The sequence below is a fragment of the Streptomyces asoensis genome, assembly GCF_016860545.1.
GTDB lineage: Bacteria > Actinomycetota > Actinomycetes > Streptomycetales > Streptomycetaceae > Streptomyces > Streptomyces asoensis.
Window position 1 is genome coordinate 414,296 of record NZ_BNEB01000005.1, and the last position, 18,905, is coordinate 433,200.

17 protein-coding genes are annotated in these 18,905 nt (G+C 73.4%); 4 read left to right on the top strand and 13 right to left on the bottom strand.

Features of this window, described 5'->3' with window-relative positions; genetic code table 11:
- Window positions 1-35: 35 nt before the first annotated feature.
- The 4 genes from Saso_RS25115 to Saso_RS25130 all read right to left on the bottom strand — a co-directional run bounded on the left by Saso_RS25115 (window position 36) and on the right by Saso_RS25130 (window position 4,613).
- Window positions 36-737, bottom strand: coding sequence for a FadR/GntR family transcriptional regulator (locus tag Saso_RS25115; RefSeq protein WP_189928262.1), 702 nt, complete (start codon window positions 735-737; stop codon window positions 36-38).
- A gap of 59 nt (window positions 738-796) precedes the next feature.
- Window positions 797-1,840 carry an ABC transporter permease gene (locus Saso_RS25120; protein ID WP_189928260.1) on the bottom strand — a complete coding sequence of 348 codons (1,044 nt, stop codon included), beginning with the start codon at window positions 1,838-1,840 and terminating at the stop codon, window positions 797-799.
- A gap of 2 nt (window positions 1,841-1,842) precedes the next feature.
- Window positions 1,843-3,435 (bottom strand): sugar ABC transporter ATP-binding protein, encoded by a 1,593-nt coding sequence (locus tag Saso_RS25125; RefSeq protein ID WP_189928259.1) that lies wholly within the window; start codon window positions 3,433-3,435, stop codon window positions 1,843-1,845.
- Between the two features lie 122 nt (window positions 3,436-3,557).
- Window positions 3,558-4,613 carry a sugar ABC transporter substrate-binding protein gene (locus Saso_RS25130; protein WP_189928258.1) on the bottom strand — a complete coding sequence of 352 codons (1,056 nt, stop codon included), beginning with the start codon at window positions 4,611-4,613 and terminating at the stop codon, window positions 3,558-3,560.
- An 882-nt stretch (window positions 4,614-5,495) separates the two neighbouring features.
- On the opposite strand from Saso_RS25130, the gene Saso_RS25135 reads away from it, so the two are divergent.
- Window positions 5,496-6,824, top strand: coding sequence for an L-fuconate dehydratase (locus Saso_RS25135; protein WP_189928257.1), 1,329 nt, complete (start codon window positions 5,496-5,498; stop codon window positions 6,822-6,824).
- Window positions 6,825-6,929: 105 nt separating this feature from the next.
- Here the strand turns inward: Saso_RS25135 and Saso_RS25140 are convergent, their stop codons facing one another.
- The gene (locus Saso_RS25140; RefSeq protein ID WP_189928256.1) at window positions 6,930-7,358 is read right to left on the bottom strand and encodes a DUF6003 family protein; all 429 of its coding nucleotides are present in this window, start codon (window positions 7,356-7,358) and stop codon (window positions 6,930-6,932) included.
- Between the two features lie 62 nt (window positions 7,359-7,420).
- Window positions 7,421-8,152 (bottom strand): LamG domain-containing protein, encoded by a 732-nt coding sequence (locus Saso_RS25145; RefSeq protein ID WP_229901601.1) that lies wholly within the window; start codon window positions 8,150-8,152, stop codon window positions 7,421-7,423.
- Between the two features lie 214 nt (window positions 8,153-8,366).
- Here Saso_RS25145 and Saso_RS25150 point away from each other — a divergent pair, with 214 nt between their 5' ends.
- Entirely contained in the window at window positions 8,367-8,597 is a 231-nt protein-coding gene (locus Saso_RS25150; RefSeq protein ID WP_189928255.1) for a hypothetical protein, read from the top strand.
- A 161-nt stretch (window positions 8,598-8,758) separates the two neighbouring features.
- Here Saso_RS25150 and Saso_RS25155 read toward each other — a convergent pair whose 3' ends face one another.
- Together Saso_RS25155 and Saso_RS25160 are read right to left on the bottom strand one after the other, a co-directional pair.
- The gene (locus tag Saso_RS25155) at window positions 8,759-8,986 is read right to left on the bottom strand and encodes a hypervirulence associated TUDOR domain-containing protein (protein ID WP_189928254.1); all 228 of its coding nucleotides are present in this window, start codon (window positions 8,984-8,986) and stop codon (window positions 8,759-8,761) included.
- A 157-nt stretch (window positions 8,987-9,143) separates the two neighbouring features.
- Entirely contained in the window at window positions 9,144-9,815 is a 672-nt protein-coding gene (locus Saso_RS25160; RefSeq protein ID WP_189928253.1) for a TetR/AcrR family transcriptional regulator, read from the bottom strand.
- A gap of 138 nt (window positions 9,816-9,953) precedes the next feature.
- Between Saso_RS25160 and Saso_RS25165 the strand changes: the two genes are divergently transcribed.
- Entirely contained in the window at window positions 9,954-11,087 is a 1,134-nt protein-coding gene (locus Saso_RS25165; protein WP_189928251.1) for an FAD-dependent oxidoreductase, read from the top strand.
- A 42-nt stretch (window positions 11,088-11,129) separates the two neighbouring features.
- On the opposite strand, the gene Saso_RS25170 is transcribed toward Saso_RS25165, so the two are convergent.
- The 5 genes from Saso_RS25170 to Saso_RS25190 all read right to left on the bottom strand — a co-directional run bounded on the left by Saso_RS25170 (window position 11,130) and on the right by Saso_RS25190 (window position 17,675).
- The gene (locus Saso_RS25170; protein ID WP_189928250.1) at window positions 11,130-14,036 is read right to left on the bottom strand and encodes a poly(A) polymerase; all 2,907 of its coding nucleotides are present in this window, start codon (window positions 14,034-14,036) and stop codon (window positions 11,130-11,132) included.
- On the bottom strand, window positions 14,036-15,763 hold the full coding sequence (locus Saso_RS25175; RefSeq protein ID WP_189928249.1) for an RNA ligase family protein: 1,728 nt from the start codon (window positions 15,761-15,763) through the stop codon (window positions 14,036-14,038). The genes Saso_RS25170 and Saso_RS25175 overlap by 1 nt, the downstream gene beginning before the upstream one ends.
- 61 nt (window positions 15,764-15,824) lie before the next feature.
- Window positions 15,825-16,250, bottom strand: coding sequence for an SRPBCC family protein (locus tag Saso_RS25180; protein ID WP_189928248.1), 426 nt, complete (start codon window positions 16,248-16,250; stop codon window positions 15,825-15,827).
- A gap of 122 nt (window positions 16,251-16,372) precedes the next feature.
- A complete protein-coding gene (locus Saso_RS25185; protein WP_189928247.1) occupies window positions 16,373-17,332 on the bottom strand; it encodes an amidohydrolase family protein in 960 nt (319 codons plus the stop codon).
- Window positions 17,333-17,471: 139 nt separating this feature from the next.
- On the bottom strand, window positions 17,472-17,675 hold the full coding sequence (locus Saso_RS25190) for a cold-shock protein (RefSeq protein ID WP_037622929.1): 204 nt from the start codon (window positions 17,673-17,675) through the stop codon (window positions 17,472-17,474).
- 479 nt (window positions 17,676-18,154) lie between these two features.
- On the opposite strand from Saso_RS25190, the gene Saso_RS25195 reads away from it, so the two are divergent.
- Complete coding sequence (locus Saso_RS25195) at window positions 18,155-18,811, top strand: hypothetical protein (protein WP_189928246.1); 657 nt, start codon at window positions 18,155-18,157, stop codon at window positions 18,809-18,811.
- The last annotated feature ends 94 nt before the right edge of the window (window positions 18,812-18,905 follow it).

An 18,905-nucleotide genomic window follows, 5' to 3' on the forward strand; every position in this document is an offset into this window, starting at 1 on the left:
AGGGGGGAAGGGGCGGCGCACGGCCCGGGGGCGGATCAGTCGTCGGCGGGTGGCTCGTCGCCGTCGACGAGGCTTCCGGCGAGCCAGTGCTCGACGGCCGCCACATGGACGGTCGCGGCGGAGGCGGCCAGCTGGGCGTCGCGGGCCCGCAGGGCGCGCAGGATCTCCTCGTGTTCGGCGTGCGCGCGCTCCACGGAGCGCTGTGTCCGGGTCCCGCGCACGATGCGGACCCGCTGGGTACGGGTGGACAGCACACGCAGCAGCATGGACAGCACGGGGTTGCCGACGGCCTCGACGATGCGCAGGTGGAAGGCGATGTCATGGGCGACGAACTCGTCCACGGTGGCCGCCGTCCGGGACCGTCCGAGGATGTCTCCGAGTTCCTCCAGGTCCTGCGGGGTCAGCGCGGTGACGGCCAGTGCGGTCGCCGCCGGTTCCATCAGCCTGCGGACCTGGAGCAGTTGCAGGGCGGCGCGCCCCTGGGAGACGTCGGCGGCGAAGGACAGCGTCTCCAGCAGCAGGTGCGGCTCCAGGCTGGACACGTAGGTGCCGTCGCCCTGGCGGGTGACCAGGATGCGCATGGCCGTCAGCGCGCGGACCGCCTCGCGCAGCGAACTGCGGGACAGCCCGAGCTGGCAGGCCAGGACGTCCTCCTTGGGCAGGCGCGAGCCGGGCGCGAGTTCACCGGCGACGATCATCGCCTTGATGTTCTCGATCGCCTCGTCGGTCAGTGCCACGGGGGTGCCTCTCTGTCCTGGGGACCGACGGGCCCGAGCGGTGCTCCCGGTCGCGCCGGCTATTCCTGCTTCTCGCCGGAGGCGAAACGGGAGATGATCAGCGCGACGATGATGATCGCGCCGTTCAGGAACTGGTTCCACAGGGGCGGTACACCGGCCAGCGTCATGACGTTGACGACGAGTTGGAGGGTCAGCACACCGGTCAGGGCCCCGAACACCGAGCCCTTGCCGCCGTTGAGGCTGACACCGCCGATGACGGTCGCGGCGAACACCTGGAAGATCCAGCCGCTGCCCTGGGTGGCGGAGATGGACCCGTAGTGACCGCTGTAGAGGATGCCCGCGAAGGCGGCGAGGAGGCTGCCGACGACGAGGACGACCCACACGATCCGGTCGACCCGGATGCCGGCGGTGCGGGCGGCCTCCGCGTTGCCGCCGATGGCGTACAGCGCCCGGCCGTGGCGCAGCCAGGCCAGCGCGCAGCCGCCGGCGGCGAACAGCACGGCGCAGATCCAGATGGCGGCGGGGACGCCGAACCAGGACGCCTTGCCCAGGTAGGTGAAGGACGGCGGGAGGTCCACGATGGACTGCCCCTCGGACAGGGCGACCTGGAGCCCGCGCAGCATGGTGAGACCGCCGAGCGTGACGATGAACCCGTTGAGGCGCAGCTTGAGGATGAGGAAGCCGTTGAGGGCGCCGATCGCCACGCCGACCAAGAGGCAGAGCGGGATCGCCGTCCACTGCGGGAGGAGTCCCAGGCCGTTGAACCGGCCGCCGCTGGTGGGCAGGACGAGCCATACGGCGATGACGGGCGCCACGCCGATGGTGGACTCCAGGGAGAGGTCCATCCGGCCGACGATGAGGATCAGCGCGGTGGCGAGCACGAGCAGGCTGAGTTCGGTGGACTGCTGGGCGACGCCGATGAGGTTGTCGGAGGTGAGGAAGGCCGGGGAGACGATGAACCCGATCAGGCCGAGGACCAGGATGGCCGGGACGAGGGACAGTTCACGGAAGCGGCCGAGGCCGGGCCCGCGCCGGGCGGCGCCCTCGGCGGGTGGCCGGGCCACGTTCGCCGCGGGGTCGGTGACGTCTGAGGTGGCGGACATGGCTACCTTCCGTGCTCTTCGGTGTCGTGGTCTTCGGTGCCGGGGACCGCGGGTCCGCCGGAGACGCCCTCCATGGCGGCGACCATCTGTTCGTCCTTCCAGCCGCGGTCGAACTCCGCGACCACCCGGCCGTGGAACATGACGAGGACCCGGTCGCACGCCCTGAGGTCGTCCAGTTCGTCGGAGACGATCAGCGCGGCCTTCCCGTCGTCGGCGATCCGCCGGATCCTGGCGAGGAGGAACTCCTTGGACTTGACGTCCACCCCGTTGGTCGGCCGGACGGCTACCAGCACGCTCGGGTCGGTGGCCAGGGCCCGGGCCACGACCACCTTCTGCTGGTTGCCGCCGGAGAGCGCGGAGACCGGGGTGCCCGCCCCCGGCGTCTTGATGTCGAGGTCACGGATCATGCGCCGGGCGAAGGTCCTGGTCCTGGCCGGCAGGACCGTGCCGAACGGCCCGAGCTGGTCGGTGACGGTGAGGGTGGCGTTCTCCGCCACGCTGCGGTCGTGGACGAGCCCCTGGAGGTGCCGGTCCTCCGGCACGAGTCCGACGCCCGCGGTGAGGGACGCCGGGACGCTGCCGGTGCGGACCGCCCGGCCGCCGACCGCGATCCTGCCGCCCGCGGCGCGGTGCAGTCCGGCGACGGCCTCACCCACCTGTACGTTGCCGCTCGCGGTGGCGCCCGCGAGACCCAGCACCTCGCCGCCGCGCACGGAGAACGACAGGTCCCGGCAGACACCGGACAGCGTCAGCGCGTCGACGGTCAGGAGTTCCTCGGAACCGGCGCGGGACCGCGTCTCGGGCGCACCGGCGCTCACCGAGCCGGCCACGGACTCGCCGGTCATGGCCTCGACCAGCTCGTGCTTGCCGAGGCCGGCCACCGGGGCGGTGCGGATGTGCGCCGCGTCGCGGTAGACGGTCACGGTCGTGCACAGGTCGTAGACCTCCTGGAGGTGGTGGGAGATGAAGAGGAAGGCCACGCCCTGCCGTTGGAGGTCACGGAGCTTGCCGAAGAGCCGGTCGATGCCGCGGGCGTCGAGCTTCGCGGTCGGCTCGTCCAGGACGATGAACCGGGCCCCGAAGGACAGGGCCCGCGCGATCTCGACGAACTGCCGCTGTTCCACGGTGAGATCCCTCGCCCGGGCCGTGGGGTCGACGTCCACCCCGTACTCGCCGAGCAACTGCTCGGCACGTCGGCGCAGTTCCTTCCAGCGGATCGGGCGCAGGGCGGCCTCGCTCTGCCGGTTGAGGAAGAGGTTCTCGGCGACGGTCAGTTCGGCGATGATCGTGGAACGCTGGTAGACGCAGGCCACCTTGGACCGCCAGGCGTCGATGTCCCCGAAGGCGGGGGCCGGTTCGCCGGAGAAGCGCAGGGTGCCGGTGTCGGGCTGCTGGAGTCCGGTGAGGATGGACACGAGCGTCGACTTGCCGGCTCCGTTGCGGCCGACCAGGGCGTGCGACTCGCCCTCGGCGACGGTGATGCGGGCGTCCCGCAGGGCGACGGTGGCGCCGAACCGTTTGCTGATCCCGGCCGCCTCGGCCACCGGGGCGCGGCGCACGGAGCCCGTCGCCGGGGCGGTCGCGGAGTCCGCCATGGTGAGTACCGTCCTTCTGTGGTCCGGATGCGTGGGGGCGGGTCGGAAGCAAGCGCCGGAGGGATCTCGGGGAGGGAAGGGACCGGAGGGAGAATCCCCTCAGCGGGCTTCCGCCCCTCGGGTCACTTGCCGACGGTGTTGCCCCACAGGGTCTTGTCGTCGACGTTCTCCTTGGTCACCAACGGCGCGGGCAGCTGGTCCTCGAGCCCGTTGGGGATCTTGATGATCGTCGAGCCGTGATCGGTCGGACCCGCCTGGAAGGTCTTGCCCTCGGCCGCCGCCTGCGCGTAGGAGAGGGCGTACTTGGCGTAGAGGTCCGCGGGCTGGGAGACGGTCGCGTCGATGCTGCCCTTGCGGATCGCGTCGAACTCCTGCGGGATCCCGTCGTTGGAGATGATCGAGATATGGCCCTTCTGGCCGGCCGGCTTGAGCAGGCCCTTCTGCTCCAGCAGGGCCAGGGTCGGCTGGAGGAAGACCCCGCCCGCCTGCATGTAGATGCCGTTGAGGTCGGGGTGCTGGGCGAGCAGACTCTGGAGCTTCGCGGAGGCCACGTCGCCCTTCCAGTCGGTGGGCAGCTCGAACACCTTGATCTTCGGAAACTTCTCCTTCATGCAGGCCGCGAAGGCCTCGGAGCGGTCGCGGCCGTTGATGGAGTCCAGGGCGCCCTGGAGTTCGGCGACCTTGCCCGTGCCGCCCAGCTGCTTGCCGAGGAACTCGCAGGCCTTGGTGCCGTACGCCTTGTTGTCGGCGCGTACCACCATGTAGACGTCGCCCTTGTCGGGACGGGTGTCGACACTGACCACGGGGATCTTCTTGGCGGCGAGGGTGTCGAGGGTGGAGGCGATGGCGCCGGTGTCCTGGGGCGCCATGACGACCGCCTTGGCACCCGTGTTCTGGAACACCTGCACATTGGCCACCAGCTTGGTGACGTCGTTCTGCGAGTTGCTCAGCGGCAGCGCGTTGATGCCGTCCGCCTTGACGTCCTTCTTGAGGTAGTCGGCGTAGGAATTCCAGAAGTCCGAGTCGGAGCGCGGCAGGTCGATGCCTATGGCGGGCTTGCCCCCGCCGCCCGAACCGCCCGAGCCGCCGCTCTCGCGGTTGCATGCGGTGACCAGGGCGAGTGCCACGAGGACGGTGCCGGCGGTGGCTGCGGCGGAGCGTGTGCGAGCGAGCTTCATGGCCGTGTGTTTCTCCTTAGCCAGGGCGGGGGCGGTGCGCGGCGGCAGGGGCGTCCGCGCCCGGTGGGCGGGACGTGCGCTCGAACCGTGCGGGCGGCCGCTGCCGAGGGCGTGCGCGGACCGTGCCGGCGGGGACGGGACAGGGACGGAACAAGGGGCCGGTAAAGCGGACTTGGACAGCCAAGGGAGACAGCGAAGCCGATTCCTCCGATGTATCCGGGACGACGTGGACGTTACGACGGCGTTGCCGACGTTGACAAGGGTCCGTTCGCCAACGATTTCCCCGCCGGTACCGCGTCCGCCGCCACGAGCCGGACCGTGGCCGCCACCGCCGCCCTGCGAAGCTGCGCCGACCTGCGCCTGCCCTCCGGCGCCCGCTGCGGGCGCGCCAGGGAACGGAGTTCACGCATCGGCCCGGGTCGCGCCATGAGGGAAGGAGCGGGGGCGTCGCGGGTCGTCGCGGCCGCCGCCCCGTGCGGCGTCCGGGGCGGCGGATCGACGGAGCGGCGGTCCGCCGGGTCCGGGCCGGGAAGAGGGCGGCGGGCACAGCGGCATCGTCGGATCCGGCGACGGAACGGCGATTCGTCCGATGGTCTGCACCAAGCCGCCCGGGAGACTGCGGCGAATGGGGACAGATCACCTGGTCCGTTCAGGTGAGTTACCCCGCCCCGCCGAATACATCCGAGGAATCCATTGCTCCGAGGCCCGTCCGCCTTTACAGTCGGCGAGTCTCCATTCCTCCGATGAATCCGGATCGAGTCCGGACCGTGGACGTGGTCCCACCCGCACCCCTTTCCTCCGTCCCGGCGACGCCGCCGAGCCCGAGATCGACGGGCCCGGCGGACGGCGGCAGACCTCCGGTCAAGCGTGAAAGGCACCCCCTTGTCTGCAACCCCCGCCCGGATCATCTCGGTCGACACCCATGACATCCGCTTCCCGACCTCCCGGGAGCTGGACGGTTCCGACGCGATGAACCCGGACCCCGACTACTCGGCCGCGTACGTGGTGCTGCGCACCGACGCCGGCGACGGGCTCGAAGGCCATGGCTTCACGTTCACCATCGGGCGCGGCAACGACGTCCAGGTCGCGGCGATCGGCGCGCTGCGTCCGCATCTGCTGGGCCGGTCCGTGGACGAGGTGTGCGCCGACCCGGGCTCGCTCAGCCGTGACCTGATCGGCGACAGCCAGCTGCGCTGGCTCGGCCCCGAGAAGGGGGTCATGCACATGGCCATCGGCGCGGTGGTGAACGCCGTGTGGGACCTCGCCGCCAAGCGCGCGGGACAGCCGCTGTGGCGGCTGCTCGCCCACGCCGATCCCGAATGGCTGGTCTCCCAGGTCGACTTCCGCTACATCGCCGACGCGCTCACCCCCGAGGACGCCCTGGCCCTCCTGCGCGGCGGGCGTGCCGGACTCGCCGGACGCGAGGCGGACCTGCTGGAACGCGGCTACCCCGGCTACACCACCTCACCGGGCTGGCTGGGCTACTCCGACGAGAAGCTGACCCGGCTGGCCAAGGAGGCGGTCGCCGACGGCTTCACCCAGATCAAGCTGAAGGTGGGCGCCGACCTCGCCGACGACGTCCGGCGGCTGCGGACCGCGCGCGCCGCCGTCGGCGACCGGGTCCGCATCGCGATCGACGCCAACCAGCGCTGGAACATCGGTGAGGGGATCGCGTGGGTGCGGGCCCTCGCGGAGTTCGACCCGTACTGGATCGAGGAGCCCACCAGCCCCGACGACATCCTCGGTCACGCCGCGGTCCGTGAGGGTGTCGCACCGGTGAGGGTCGCCACCGGCGAACACGTCCAGAACCGCATCGTCTTCAAGCAGCTGCTCCAGGCGGGTGCCGTCGACGTCCTCCAGATCGACGCGGCCCGGGTGGGCGGCGTCAACGAGAACCTCGCGATCCTGCTGCTGGCCGCCAGGTTCGGGGTGCCGGTGTGCCCGCACGCGGGCGGGGTGGGGCTCTGCGAGCTGGTCCAGCACCTGTCGATGTTCGACTACCTGGCCCTGTCGGGCACCACCGAGGACCGGGTCATCGAGTACGTCGACCACCTGCACGAGCACTTCACCGAGCCGGTGGTGATCCGCGACGGCCACTACACCGCGCCGCTGGCCCCCGGCTTCTCCGCCGCCATGCACCCCCAGTCCCTCGCCGAGTACCGCTACCCGGACGGCGCGTTCTGGGCCGCCGACCTCGCCGGCCGCCCGTAGCGCCTCGCGCGGCCGCGCGAGGCGCACCTCGACGAACGGGAGCGGCCGTGCGCCCGGGCCGGCCGGCACGCCTGTAGGCACACCTGCCGACGGACCGGCGGCGGGTCAGCGACCGCCGGCCGCGGCGGTGACCGTCGCCGGGTCGACGCCGGTCAGTTCGACGATGCGGTGCGGCGGCACGCCGACGGCCAGGGCCCGCCCGATCAGGTCGTCCCTGCCGTCGGCGCTGTGCCGGTAGGCGAGCAGCTCCTCCTCGACCGGGGCGTGCACGGCCGGCGCCATGTGCTGCCGCACGCGGCTCAGTTCCTCCTCGTTCAGCGGCACGGGCAGCCGCTCGGCCCCCTCGGGGACGGCTCCCCGCTCCTCCGGCGGCACGAGCCGCAGCCGGGGGGACGTGGCCGTGCTGCCCTGGGCGTCCAGCCATGCGCGGACGGCCGGGGTGTCCATGCAGGCGAGGTCACCGACGGCGGCCGGTGCCACGCCCAGCGCCGTCGCGCCGTCGTCGAGCAGGAAGAGGTAGGCGTCGTCGGTCATGCTCGGCTCCTTCTGGGCGGGGAGGTCCCGGCCGCCACGGTGTGGGGCCGGTCGACGTCCCTCTACCCCGCCGACGCGGGATTAGCGTCCCCCTGTCCGGCGAGCTCGTCCCGGCCGGGTTCCTCCGCGGCGGCGCGGCGGTCGAGGCCCCGGCTCACCACCAGGCTCTCCACGCGGTACGACAGTTCGGTGGCGCCGGCCTGCGGGCGGGGATGGTAACGGCCCGCGCAGACCGAGAGGTTGACGATGAGGTAGGCGTGCCAGGAGGACCCGACTCCCCGTCCGTCGGCGAAGACCCGCTCGCCGTTCAGCGACCAGTCGACGCTGCGCCTGCCGAACGTCACGCTCAGGTCGATGACGCCGCCGGGGCGGACGGCCTCGTCCCGTACGTAGCTGTGGCCGTCGCGCACGTGATTGCTCAGTTCGAGGAGGTCGGGGTTGTCGGGGTGGTACTCGAACACGTCCACCTCGTTGCCGCCGTCCCGCCAGGTCCAGATGGCGGGCCAGGCGCCCATCCCGGTGGGCAGACGCACCCGGGTGTCCAGCCGGTCCCCGGTGCGCACCATGAAGCCGTCCGGGCTCTCCTCGGTGGTGAGCAGGCCCGCGTTCCAGAAGCCGTCGGATCTGCGCCGGGCGCGGAAGGTGCCGCTGCGGGAGTAGGCGGGGTCGGCGGTGAGATGGTCCAGTTTGTTGTCACCGGGGTTGGTGGGGCCGCCGTCGGGATAGGCCCAGGAGCGCCCCGCCACCCACTGGCGGTCGGAGGCGAAATCAGCTGTGAAGACGACTGCGTTCACCGCGGTCTCCCTCTGTCGCAGGGCACGGCATCACTCGTCCGGTTTCTCCCCGGCCGGGCGACCGCCATGCGCCGCCCGGAACGGCGCGCCGTACGTTTCACCCGTTCGGCGTAAGCGGTCCGCAGGGGCGGGTCCCGGCGGTTCCCGCGCCGGGGCCCGCCCGGTCGCCACGGGCCGGCATGCGTATGTCCGGCGCAGGGCCCAGGCTGTTCCCATGACCCTTGTGCATCCCGTCGTCGTCTATCCGCCCGCCGCGGACGGCGGGCGACGGGTGCGCGCCGGTGACCACTTCCTGGGCATGGCGTACGGCTTGCTGGACATCGCCGAGTTCCTGCGGGAGGCCGGGATGGGCGAGGTCGACGAGGCGTACGTCGTCTCGTCCGCGCTGATCGAGTGGCGGGGCGGCGGACCGAAGGCGTGGGAGCCCGGGCCGGGGCACGGGTGAGCCCACCGGCCCCGCGGGGGTCTCCGCGGCTCCGGTGGACGGGCCGGCGCACCCGGTGACCGGGTGTCACTTCACTGGATCGTGGCCCCAGTTCATGTTGGCCGCGTCGTGGAACGCCTCGACCGTCCCGTCACGGTCGGAGCCGCGCCGCTCCGGCGCCATCAGGACCGGTCGCCCTTCTTGCGCAGCGCGCCGGGCTTGTGCACGGCGGAGCGGCCGGTCCTGCCGCTCTCCACCTCGTACTGCGGCTCCTCTGCCGAGGCCCGGACGGTGCGGCCGGCCGCTTCCGTACGGTCGGTGATCTTCTTCTTCACCTTCCCGGTCACCTTCTGGCCGTGGCTCTTCCAGGAGACCTCGTCGCCCTTGCTCAGGTCGTCCTTCTCGGACATGGGGTTCCTCTCGGACGGTCGGCCCGCTCGCGCGGAACGGCACGGGCGGATCGGGCATACCCTCCAGACTCACCCCGCCCGCGCCTTCCCGCATCCGGTGGCCGGCGCGGTGCGTCCGTACCCGGCCGGCGGGCCCCGGCGGCGCCCGCGCGGCCGGCTACCGGTCCGCGGTGATGCCGCCGAGGATCAGGTCGATGCCGGCGAGGAACTCCACCCGGTCGTCGTGGTCGCGCAGTTGGGCCGCGACGTCCCGGGTGAACGCGTACTCGTCGGGGTCGAGCGCGGCCCATGCCGCGGCGGCGGTCTCGAGGAACTCGGTCCGGCTCCCGGCCGGGTGGTTCGCGCGGGCGTTGGCCGCGTTCTGTCCGCCCACCCCGAGGATGTAGTTCAGCAGGGCCGACGCGGCGGTGAACTGGGCCGCGTGGGGTACGCCGAGGGCCCGGACCTGGCGACCGAGCCGCTCGAAGACCCGCAGCAGCGGGGACTGCGCGGGCGTCCGGGCGAGTTGCGCACCGATCCAGGGATGGGCGTCGATGGCGTCGAACACGCCGAGCGCCAGCGCGCGGATGGCGTCCTGGGGCGTCGCGTCGGCGGTGTCGGCGGACAGGCTGCCGGTGACGACGGCGTCGGCGGCGGCCAGCAGGAGTTCGTCCTTGCCCGTGACGTGCCAGTAGATCGCCCCGGGCCCGGTGGCGAGGTGCTCGGACAGGGCCCGGAACGTGAGTCCGCTCTCCCCCGCCGTGTCCAGCAGGGCGATCGCCGCCTCGACGATGCGCTCCCGGGAGAGCGGTTCCTCCCGTCGCTCCGCGCGACGCGTCCTGGGTGCCATGCGCCCATCCTGGCATATCTGGAACCCCGTTCCAGATTGACATCTCTGGAACGGGGTTCCAGTCTGGTTCTGGAACAACATTCCAGACCGGTGCCGCCGGATGTCCGGCCCACAGGCGTGCCCACGCAAGGAGCCCTCATGACCCCTCATGTCACGATCGTCGGCGCCGGTCTCGGCGGACTGACCCTCGCCCGTGTCCTGCACGTGCACGGCATCCCGGTGACGGTCCACGAGGCCGAGCCCTCGCCCGCCGCCCGCTCCCAGGGCGGCATGCTCGACATCCACGACCACAACGGGCAGCTCGCCCTCAAGGCCGCCGGCCTCTTCGACGGGTTCCTCGGCCTCGTGCACCGGGGCGGCGAGGCGTCCCGTGTGCTCGACCGGCACGGGACCGTGCTCCTGGACGAACCCGACGACGGCACCGGCAGGCGCCCGGAGGTGCACCGCGGCGACCTGCGCCGCCTGCTCCTCGACTCGCTGCCGGCCGGCACCGTCGCCTGGGGTCGCAAGGTCACCGCGGCGCGCCCGCTGGGCGACGGCCGGCACGAGGTGACGTTCGCCGACGGAAGCACCGTGCGCACCGGTCTCCTGGTCGGCGCGGACGGCGCCTGGTCGAGGATCCGCCCGCTGCTGTCGGACGCCCGGCCCGCGTACATCGGCAGGTCCTTCGTCGAGACGTACCTGTTCGACGCGGACACCCGCCACCCGGTGTGCGCCGGGACGGTCGGCGGCGGTTCGCTCTCCGCCCTCGCCCCCGGCCGGGGGATCCTCGCCCACCGGGAGCCCGGCGGCGTCCTGCACACCTATGTGGCGCTCGACAAGCCGCTGGAGTGGTTCGAGGCGATCGACTTCGACGACGCGGAAGCGGCCAGGGCCCGCGTGGCCGCCGAGTTCGACGACTGGGCCCCGGCGCTGCGCGCCCTGGTCACGGACGGTGAGACCACACCGGTACTGCGGACCGTCCACTCGCTGCCCGCCGGACACCGCTGGGACCGCGTGCCCGGAGTGACGCTGCTCGGCGACGCCGCCCACCTGATGGCGCCGTCCGGCGAGGGCGCCAACCTCGCCATGTACGACGGCGCCGAACTCGGCGAGGCGCTCGCGGCACACCCGGACGACATCGAGGGGGCGCTGACCGCCTACGAGAAGGCGCTCTTCCCGCGGAGCGCCGCGGCCGCCGACGAAGCCACCCGCGTCCACCACCTGTGCTTCGACGCCGACGCCCCGCACAGCCTCGTCCGCTTCTTCACCGACCACGAGCGGGCCGCATGAACGGCCCGGCGTCCGGCCGGCCCCGGGCCGCCCGGCCCCCGCTCAGCCCACCGTGGGAAGGGTCCCGCCCTCGACTCGCGTCACCTCGACGCCGTGCAGACCCGTGACCCAGCGCGCGGCGACGTCCCGGAACCGGTCGGCGCCGAGGGGCGTGCGTCCCAGTCCGACGACGTATCGCGCGCCGGTGGGCGCGTCCGAGGACCGGGCGACGGGCGCCGGGGCCAGGGGGCGCGGCCAGGCGTGCGCGTCCTCGGCGCCCGCCTCCCGCAGGGCCCGCAGCAGCGCGCGCATCCGTCCGCGCACCCGCCCGTTCAGCTCGTCGAAGTCCTCCGCCCGCCGGGGCGCGACCGTCACCAGGGCCCACGCGGCGTGCCGTCGGTGCAGGGGCGGCGGGGACAGCAGCGCGGGCCACGGATCCGGGCCCGGACCGGCCGCCGCCTCCACTGTCTCCCAGGCGCCGTAGAGCTCCTGGCTCAGCAGGTCCCGGCCGTGCGGGCCGACCTGTTCGGTGCAGGAGCGCACGGGCTCGGCGGGGGTCAGCACCGTCAGGGCGTCACCGGAGCCGGGCCCGTCCCCGGTGAGGGCGACGGGCTCGCGCCAGTCCCACGCGGCCCAGGTGGCGAAGAACAGCCGCAGCAGGTCGCCGCCGTCCGTGACATCGGGCGACTGCCGGACCGTGCGGGCCGCGAGCACCGCCCACGCCACGCCGGGCAGGCCGCCGAACGGGGCCGCGTCCAGGCCGCGGGCGCGCGCCCAGGCCTTCACGCCCCGCGCCAGCGTCGCGAACCGCGCCCGTCCGGCCGGACCCACGGCGGCGAGCACCTCGACCGCGTCGGCGACCGAACTCAGCGCGACCGCCGCCGCCTCGCCCAGTTCGGCCCGCCGGGCCACCGCCTCCCCCGCAGGGACCGTTCCCGCGGCCACCACGACCAGGTCCACGTCGAGCCCGTCGACGTGGAACCGCAGCCCGGGTACGCGGGCGCCGACGACCTCCCGCACCCGGACGGCGTCCGGCAGCGCGCCCGTGACCCGCTCCCGTACGGCCGCGAGGTCCACGGCGCCGGGCAGCACTGCGACGACGTCCACGTCGGCCCCCGCGAGCGCGCAGCCCATGCGCCGTGACCCCGCGAGGTGGACGACGCCCTCGGCGAACGCGTCCGTCAGACGGCGTACCACCCGCTCGGCCGCCGCGTCGTCCGTGGCGGGCCGCACGGCCGCGCCGGCCGGGGGCGCGGCCCACTCCTCGTGCCCCCGGTCCGGGCGGCCGGTGGCGGGCTCCGGCAGCCACCGCACCTCTCCGGTGCCGAGGGCGACGGTGGCCCTCGCCCGCATCGGCTCGTCGCCGCGCCGGGACAGCAGAAGCAACTCGCCGACCCGGGCGCCCACCGGGGAGAGCCGGGCCGCGCAGTCGGCGGCGACGGACTGCGGATCGGCGGTACGGCCGAGGCTCAGGTGCGGGGTGAACCCGTCGTGGCGCCCGCGGCAGCGGGGGAAGCGCCGCACGAACGCCTGCCGCAGTTGCGCCCACGGTGTCGCGTCGTCGGCCGCCGGGTCCAGCCACACCGTGGCGTCGTCGCGGTGACCGAAGGTGTGCAGTCCCTCCAGCCGGGCCGTGAACGGCTCGACCCCGGCGGCCGCCGCGGCCAGCAGGGGGGCCGCCCGTTCGAAGTCCGACTCGGGGACGAATCCGAAGAGCACGTTGACGTGCGGCGGCCAGCGCCGGATCTGCACGTCGTGGTCCCGGCGCACCTCCTGGAGCATCGGCCACGACTCGTGCGGCGGGACCCATGCCAGTGCCGTACGGGCCGTGGGCGCGACGTCGAGCACGTCGACGGGGGCGCCGGCGCCGAAGTGCAGGTCGGCGGCGACCCCGTAGTGGTCGGAGACGTGGAGCCCCTCAGGGGTGGGCTCGGTGCCCAGGAGGGCCGCCGCGGTGACCCGGACGCCGCCGGAGGGGCGCACGAACACCCGGTCGAGACGGGAGGCCCGGCCGGACAGGGAGGAGACGGCGGCCAGCGGATTGGCGCCGGGGTCGAAGGTGGGCGTGTCGTCGTGCGGGCCGTGCGTCTCGGTCCAGGCGTCGAGCATGCCGAGCGTGCGCGCCGGACCGGGCCCGCCGTCGTTGAAGTCGCCGACCAGGACCAGCCCGCCCTCGACGCCCGCCAGTCCCTCGGCCAGCCGGGCCAGTTCGGCGCCGCGCCGGGCCGGGCCGTCCTGCGAGTGGTCGCTCGTCAGATGGGTGGCGGCCAGGGTCAGCGGTCCGCACGCGGTGTCCACGACGAGGGCGGTGACGGCCTTGTGGCGGCCCAGGACGTGCAGCGCCGCCTCGCGCACCGGGAGCCTGCTGAGCAGCAGCAGACCGCACTCGTCGACGTCCTTGCCGCCGGGGTCGGTGGTGACGGTGTAGCCCTCCCGCACCCACGGTGCGTCGAGCAGCAGGGTCAGCAGGGCCGGCTCGGCCTCCTGGAGGGCGATGACGTCCGCGTCGGCCTGCCGGAGCGCCGCCAGCAGCAGCGGGCGGCGCAGGGCGGTGTCGATGCGATCGCTGTCGTAGCGGTCCCACAGCGTGTTCCAGGTCAGCACCCGGATCCGGTCGCGTCCCGGCTCCGCCGGGGCGGACGCGGCGGCGGACCACCGCCCGGCGGCCGCGTCCCAGGTGTGGGGCGTACGCGCGGTGAAGTACGGCGCGCGCAGCCGCCGCGCCTCGCGCACCCGGCCCGCGCCGGAGACGTCCACGCGGTCGACACCGGTGGCGCGGTCCCATACGACCTCCCCGTCCGCCTCCACGAACAGCACCCGGTGCCAGGGGATCTCGCCGCCCGGTACGAACAGCGGCAGCGGCACCCGCTTGGGTTCGGCGCCGCGCTGGAGGATGCCGAGCACGAACCGCGCCGGGTCGAAACGCGGGTCCCAGCGCACCCGGTGGTAGATCTCGTCACTGGTGCGCATCAGGGGTCCTCCCCGTCGAGTGAGCCGTCGCGGTCCCCCACGGTCCCCTCCGCGTCCACGTACCAGCTGCGGTGGGCCTGGCCGGGGTACGGCGGCACGAATCGGCGGAGCTGCGCCGCCAGTACGTCCGCGGGCACCGGATGCGCCCGGGTGGCGTTGCGCCGCGTCAGTTCGTCCTCGTCGGTGAGGAACACGGCGTGCGTGATCAGCGCGTCGCGCCGGCGTGCCACGGCGTGCACCAGGGACCGCTGGTGCGGGTTGAGGGAGGTGGCGTCCCACACCACCGTGCCACCGGCCCCGAGGGCGTCGTCCAGCCGGCCCAGGCCCTCGCGCAGCACGTCCCCGTTGGCCTTCTGGTCGGCCCGCGAGCCGCGCGCCGCGCGCAGTCCGTCGAGCGAGACACAGGTGAAGGGGCCCTCGGTGCGGGCCGCGAAGGCGCTCTTCCCGCTGCCGGACGGCCCCACCAGGTGGATCAGCCGGGGGAACCCGCCGTCGCGCCACCGCCAGGTCGCCGCGACGGCCTCGCGCACGGAGCCGACCCGCCCCTGCGCGTACATCTCGCGGGCTTCCGCCCAGCAGCGGTCCGCGGCCTCGCCCCCGACGCCGTCCCGCGCCAGTTCCTCGCGCAGTCCGTCCCGCAAGGGGCGCAGCGGCGCCTCGCTCATCAGCGCGGCCTCCTCCGCGTGCAGGGCGGACCACTCCGCCTGCTCCCGGGCCGTCTTCTCCCGCGCGGTCGCCGCGGCGACCGCGTGCAGCACCGCGGGCCGGGCCGCGAACGACATCCGGACGAGTCCGGCCCGCCGCTCCGCGTCCGGGTAAGGGCGGTGCAGTGCGCCGTGCAGACCGACCAGGTCGGCGACCCGTCTCGCGAGCGGGACGCCGAGCGGTGCGGCGGACCGGGTCATCAGCCGGGCCCGCGGTGTGCGGTGCAGCAGCGCGGCCAGCACGCCCGCGAGCCGTGCGTCGCCCCGGGTGCCCAGCGTGTCGAGCCGGGCGCCCGCCTCGGCGGCGGCCTCGGGGTCGGTGTCGTCCTGCGCGGCGCCCAGGTGCAGGGCGAGTGCTTGCGGGTCCGCGGCGGCCCCGGACCGTACGGCCCACAGCGCGGCGGCCGGGCCGAGTCCGTTGGGCACGACGCCCGTGTGCATCCAGTGCGTGCTCGTCGTCACGTGTCCGGGCCGCACCCACTTGGCGACCCGAGCGGCGAAGTCCGCCCGCGTGAACCCCTCGACGGTGCGGACGACGAAGCCCTCCTGTCTGCCGGTCTCCACCCGCAGCCGGCGCAACGCCCGCTCGTCGCACGTGCCGCGCCACACCACGGGCGGCGCCGGCACCCCCAGTGCGCGCAGGAACCGCACGGTCGCGTCCCAGTCGAGACACCGGTCCCGGTCGTCCCACACGGAGAAGCCGTAGAAGTAGCTCTCCAGGTCGTCGTAGGGGATCGAGTGCCGGGCGTACATGTTCTCCCCGCACACCCGCCAGCCCTCGGGTATCCGCGCGCCGATCCGCCCCTGGAGCGCCTTGACCCAGGCCCGCGAGGGGTGGTGCGCGGAGTCGACGGACCGCGCGTGCAGTCCGTCCGCGTACAGCGTCGTGTTCTCCCCGTCGAGCTTCTCGGTGACGACGACCTCACGGCCGGCGAACCCGCCCAGCCCGCCGGACCGCACATCGTCCGAGGACGCACCCGGTGACCAGGGCAGATGCGGGGTCCGGGGGTAGGGGGTAGGCATGCGGGCCACTATAGGAGCGGGGAATCGGCCGCTCCATCGGATTACCGCGGGCCCGGCGGGGTCAGGCGGCCGCGGTCTCCTCCGCCAGCCGCTGGAACTCGCCGAGGTCGTAGTTGGCGAGGGTGGAGTCCAGGTTGGTGAGGGCGCCGAGCCGCTCGACGAAGCCCTTGGGGTCGTACTCGATCTGCACGGTGACGCGGCTCGTCGTGTCGCTCAGCCGGTGGAAGGTGACCACGCCCGCGTGGTCGACCCCCTCCACGGTGTGCCAGGCGATGCGTTCCTGGGGAACGACCTCGGTGAGTTCGGCGACGAAGTTCTTGTCGGCGCCCGGCAGTTGCAGCTGCCAGGCGAACCGGTGGGCGTCCAGCCGCTCCACGAGCCGTACGTGGGTCAGGAAGGACGGCCAACGTGTGACATCGCTCCAGAGCGCCCAGGCGACGCTCACTGGCGCTTCGACGTCGACGGTCTCCACGAGGGACGCGGACATGGGGAACCTCTCTCCCGGTAGCTGGGGTCGGGACCGGCCCGACGGTCAGGTGCGGAGCGGATACCCCGGCACACGCCGGCCACACGGCCGGGCCGTCGGCCCGCACACCGGCGGCACGGCTCTCACAGTCCGAACAGCAGCGCCCCGTTGTCGTGGCACACCGCCCGCAGCCAGTCCTCCCCCAGTCCCAGCCTCTCCAAGGCATGCAGCTGGTGCAGGTACGGGTAGGGGATGTTGGGGAAGTCGGAGCCGAGCAGCACCCGGTCCCCGAGCGCGGCGAGCCGGGGCAGGGCCCGGTGCGGGAACGGCGCGAGCTCTTCGGCGAAGTCGGTGAACGTCATCGTCGTGTCGAGCCGCACCTCCCCGTACCGCTCGGCGAGTCCGAGGAACTCCTCGTACTCGGGCATCCCGAGGTGCGCGACGACCAGCCGCAGCCGTGGATGGCGCGCCAGCACCCGGGCGATCGGCTCGGGGCCGGTGTGCTTGCCGGGGGCGGGACCGGAGCCGCAGTGGATGACGACGGGGATCCCGGCCTCGGCCAGCAACCCCCAGGCCGGCCGCAGGAGTTCGTCGGCCGGGTCGTACGCCCCCACCTGGACGTGCGCCTTGAAGACCCGTGCCCCCGCCTCGACCGCCTCGCGGACGTAGGTCTCCACGCCCGGCTCCGGATAGAGGGTGGCGGTGTGCAGGCAGTCGGGGGTGCGGTGCGCGAAGTCGGCCGCCCAGCCGTTCAGCCACCGGGCCATGCCGGGCTTGTGCGGGTAGAGCATCGCGGTGAACGCCCTGACGCCGAACCCGCGCAGCACGGCGGTCCGTTCGGCCTCCTCCTGCCGGTAGGTGATCGGCCACCGGAGCCCGCCGGTGAGGGAGCCCAGGGCGTCGAAGTAGTCCCAGACCTTGTGCAGGACCCGCTCGGGCATGAAGTGGGTGTGGACGTCGACCAGACCCGGCAGACCGAGTTCCGTCCAGAAGCGCCTGACCTCGGCGGCCTCGTCACGGGCCCCGTCATCGGCTCGCGCGGGGGCCGGAGCGGGTCCGGTGGGGGCGCCGGGGCCGCCGGGTGCTGCGCGGTGATCGTCCATAGGGCCAACGATCGGTGCGGCCGGGGCCGCGGTCCATTCCTTCGGGCAAGGAATCCGTGAGGGATCGGTCACCGTCGGGGGGTGAACGCGAACAGGCCCCAGGGGGCGTACCCCCCTGGGACCTGCCGGGTGCGTGGGATCAGGCCGGCGTGATGTTCTCGGCCTGCGGGCCCTTCTGACCCTGGGTGATGTCGAAGGTGACCGCCTGGCCTTCCTGGAGCTCACGGAAGCCGGTGGCGTTGATGTTGGAGTAGTGCGCGAAGACGTCCGGTCCGCCGCCGTCCTGGGCGATGAAGCCGAAGCCCTTTTCGGCGTTGAACCACTTGACGGTTCCGCTGGCCATGCTGGTGCCTCTCAGTCGCTGTCGGGAACCGCACCGCGCGGAACCCGGAGGTGATCGCCCTGGTACGGCACTGGACAGCAAAACACCCGCGCGGCAGCGCGGGCGGGTACTGCGAACCAACCACGACATCTGAGGGCGACGCTACACGGCGAAACCGGCCCCCACCAGACGGCGACGGCCGTGTTTCGCCCAAGTGTTGGGGTCCGCGACGACGAACGGGTGAGCGCCGGGGACATGACGGCACCGTCGCCGGCCCATCGGCGGGGGTGCCGGCGCGGGTGCGGGCACCTCGCGCCGCCGCGTCCGCGCGTCGCGGCGGAACACACGAACGGAACCATTCAGGCCGGTTGTCCGTACTATCTGTCCAGCAGGGCCCCATGTACGTACACCTGTCGCTGCGTGCCCGACGAGCACCACCGCCGCGGCGCGTACGGCAGACGAGCGATCGCCGCACCGCACCGACGAAAGGTCGTGCCCCCATGTCCGAGAACGCGTCCGCCACCGAACTCGCCTCCCACTACACCGCGCAGGTGACCTCCGACCTGGACCGCAACACCAAGGAGCAGGAACGGATCGGCGCGGAGATCGCCTCCCTGGAGGAGCAGTTGACGGCCCTCCGGCACGATCACTCCGTGCTGGTGAGCATCCGGGAGGCCATCGCCGCCGCGCCCGCGCCCGCCGGCGCGGACCGGCCGTCCGCGGCCGCCCCGGTGCCCTCGCCCCGCCGCAAGGCCGCCGCTTCCGGTTCGGGCAAGCGGGCGCAGCCGAAGAAGAGCGCGTCGCGTGTCACCCGCAAGGCTGAAAAGCCGGCCGCGCCGAAGCGGGCGGCCGCCGCCGGACCCGCCGCCGATTCCGCGTCCTCCGCACAGCCCACTCTGGTCGACCTGGTCCGGCGCCACCTCACCGAGCAGAAGGAGCCCCGCTCGGCGGCCGAGATCACCACGGCCCTCGGTCAGGCGCACCCGGAGCGCAGCGTCAAGGCGACCGTGGTGCGGACCACGCTGGAGGGCCTCGTCGCCAAGGCCCAGGCACACCGTTCCAAGCAGGGGACGTCCGTCTTCTACACCGTCGCCGACGCTCCGCAGGCCGCGGGCGGGGCGAAGGCCGCGGGCAAGGAGAAGGCGGCCACGGCCTGACCCCGGACGCGCCGGACACCGTCACCGGGCGGCCGGTGGCGGACGTCGACAAGGGGTGGTTGGCGAACTTCCGGATATGGTCTTTTCATACGCC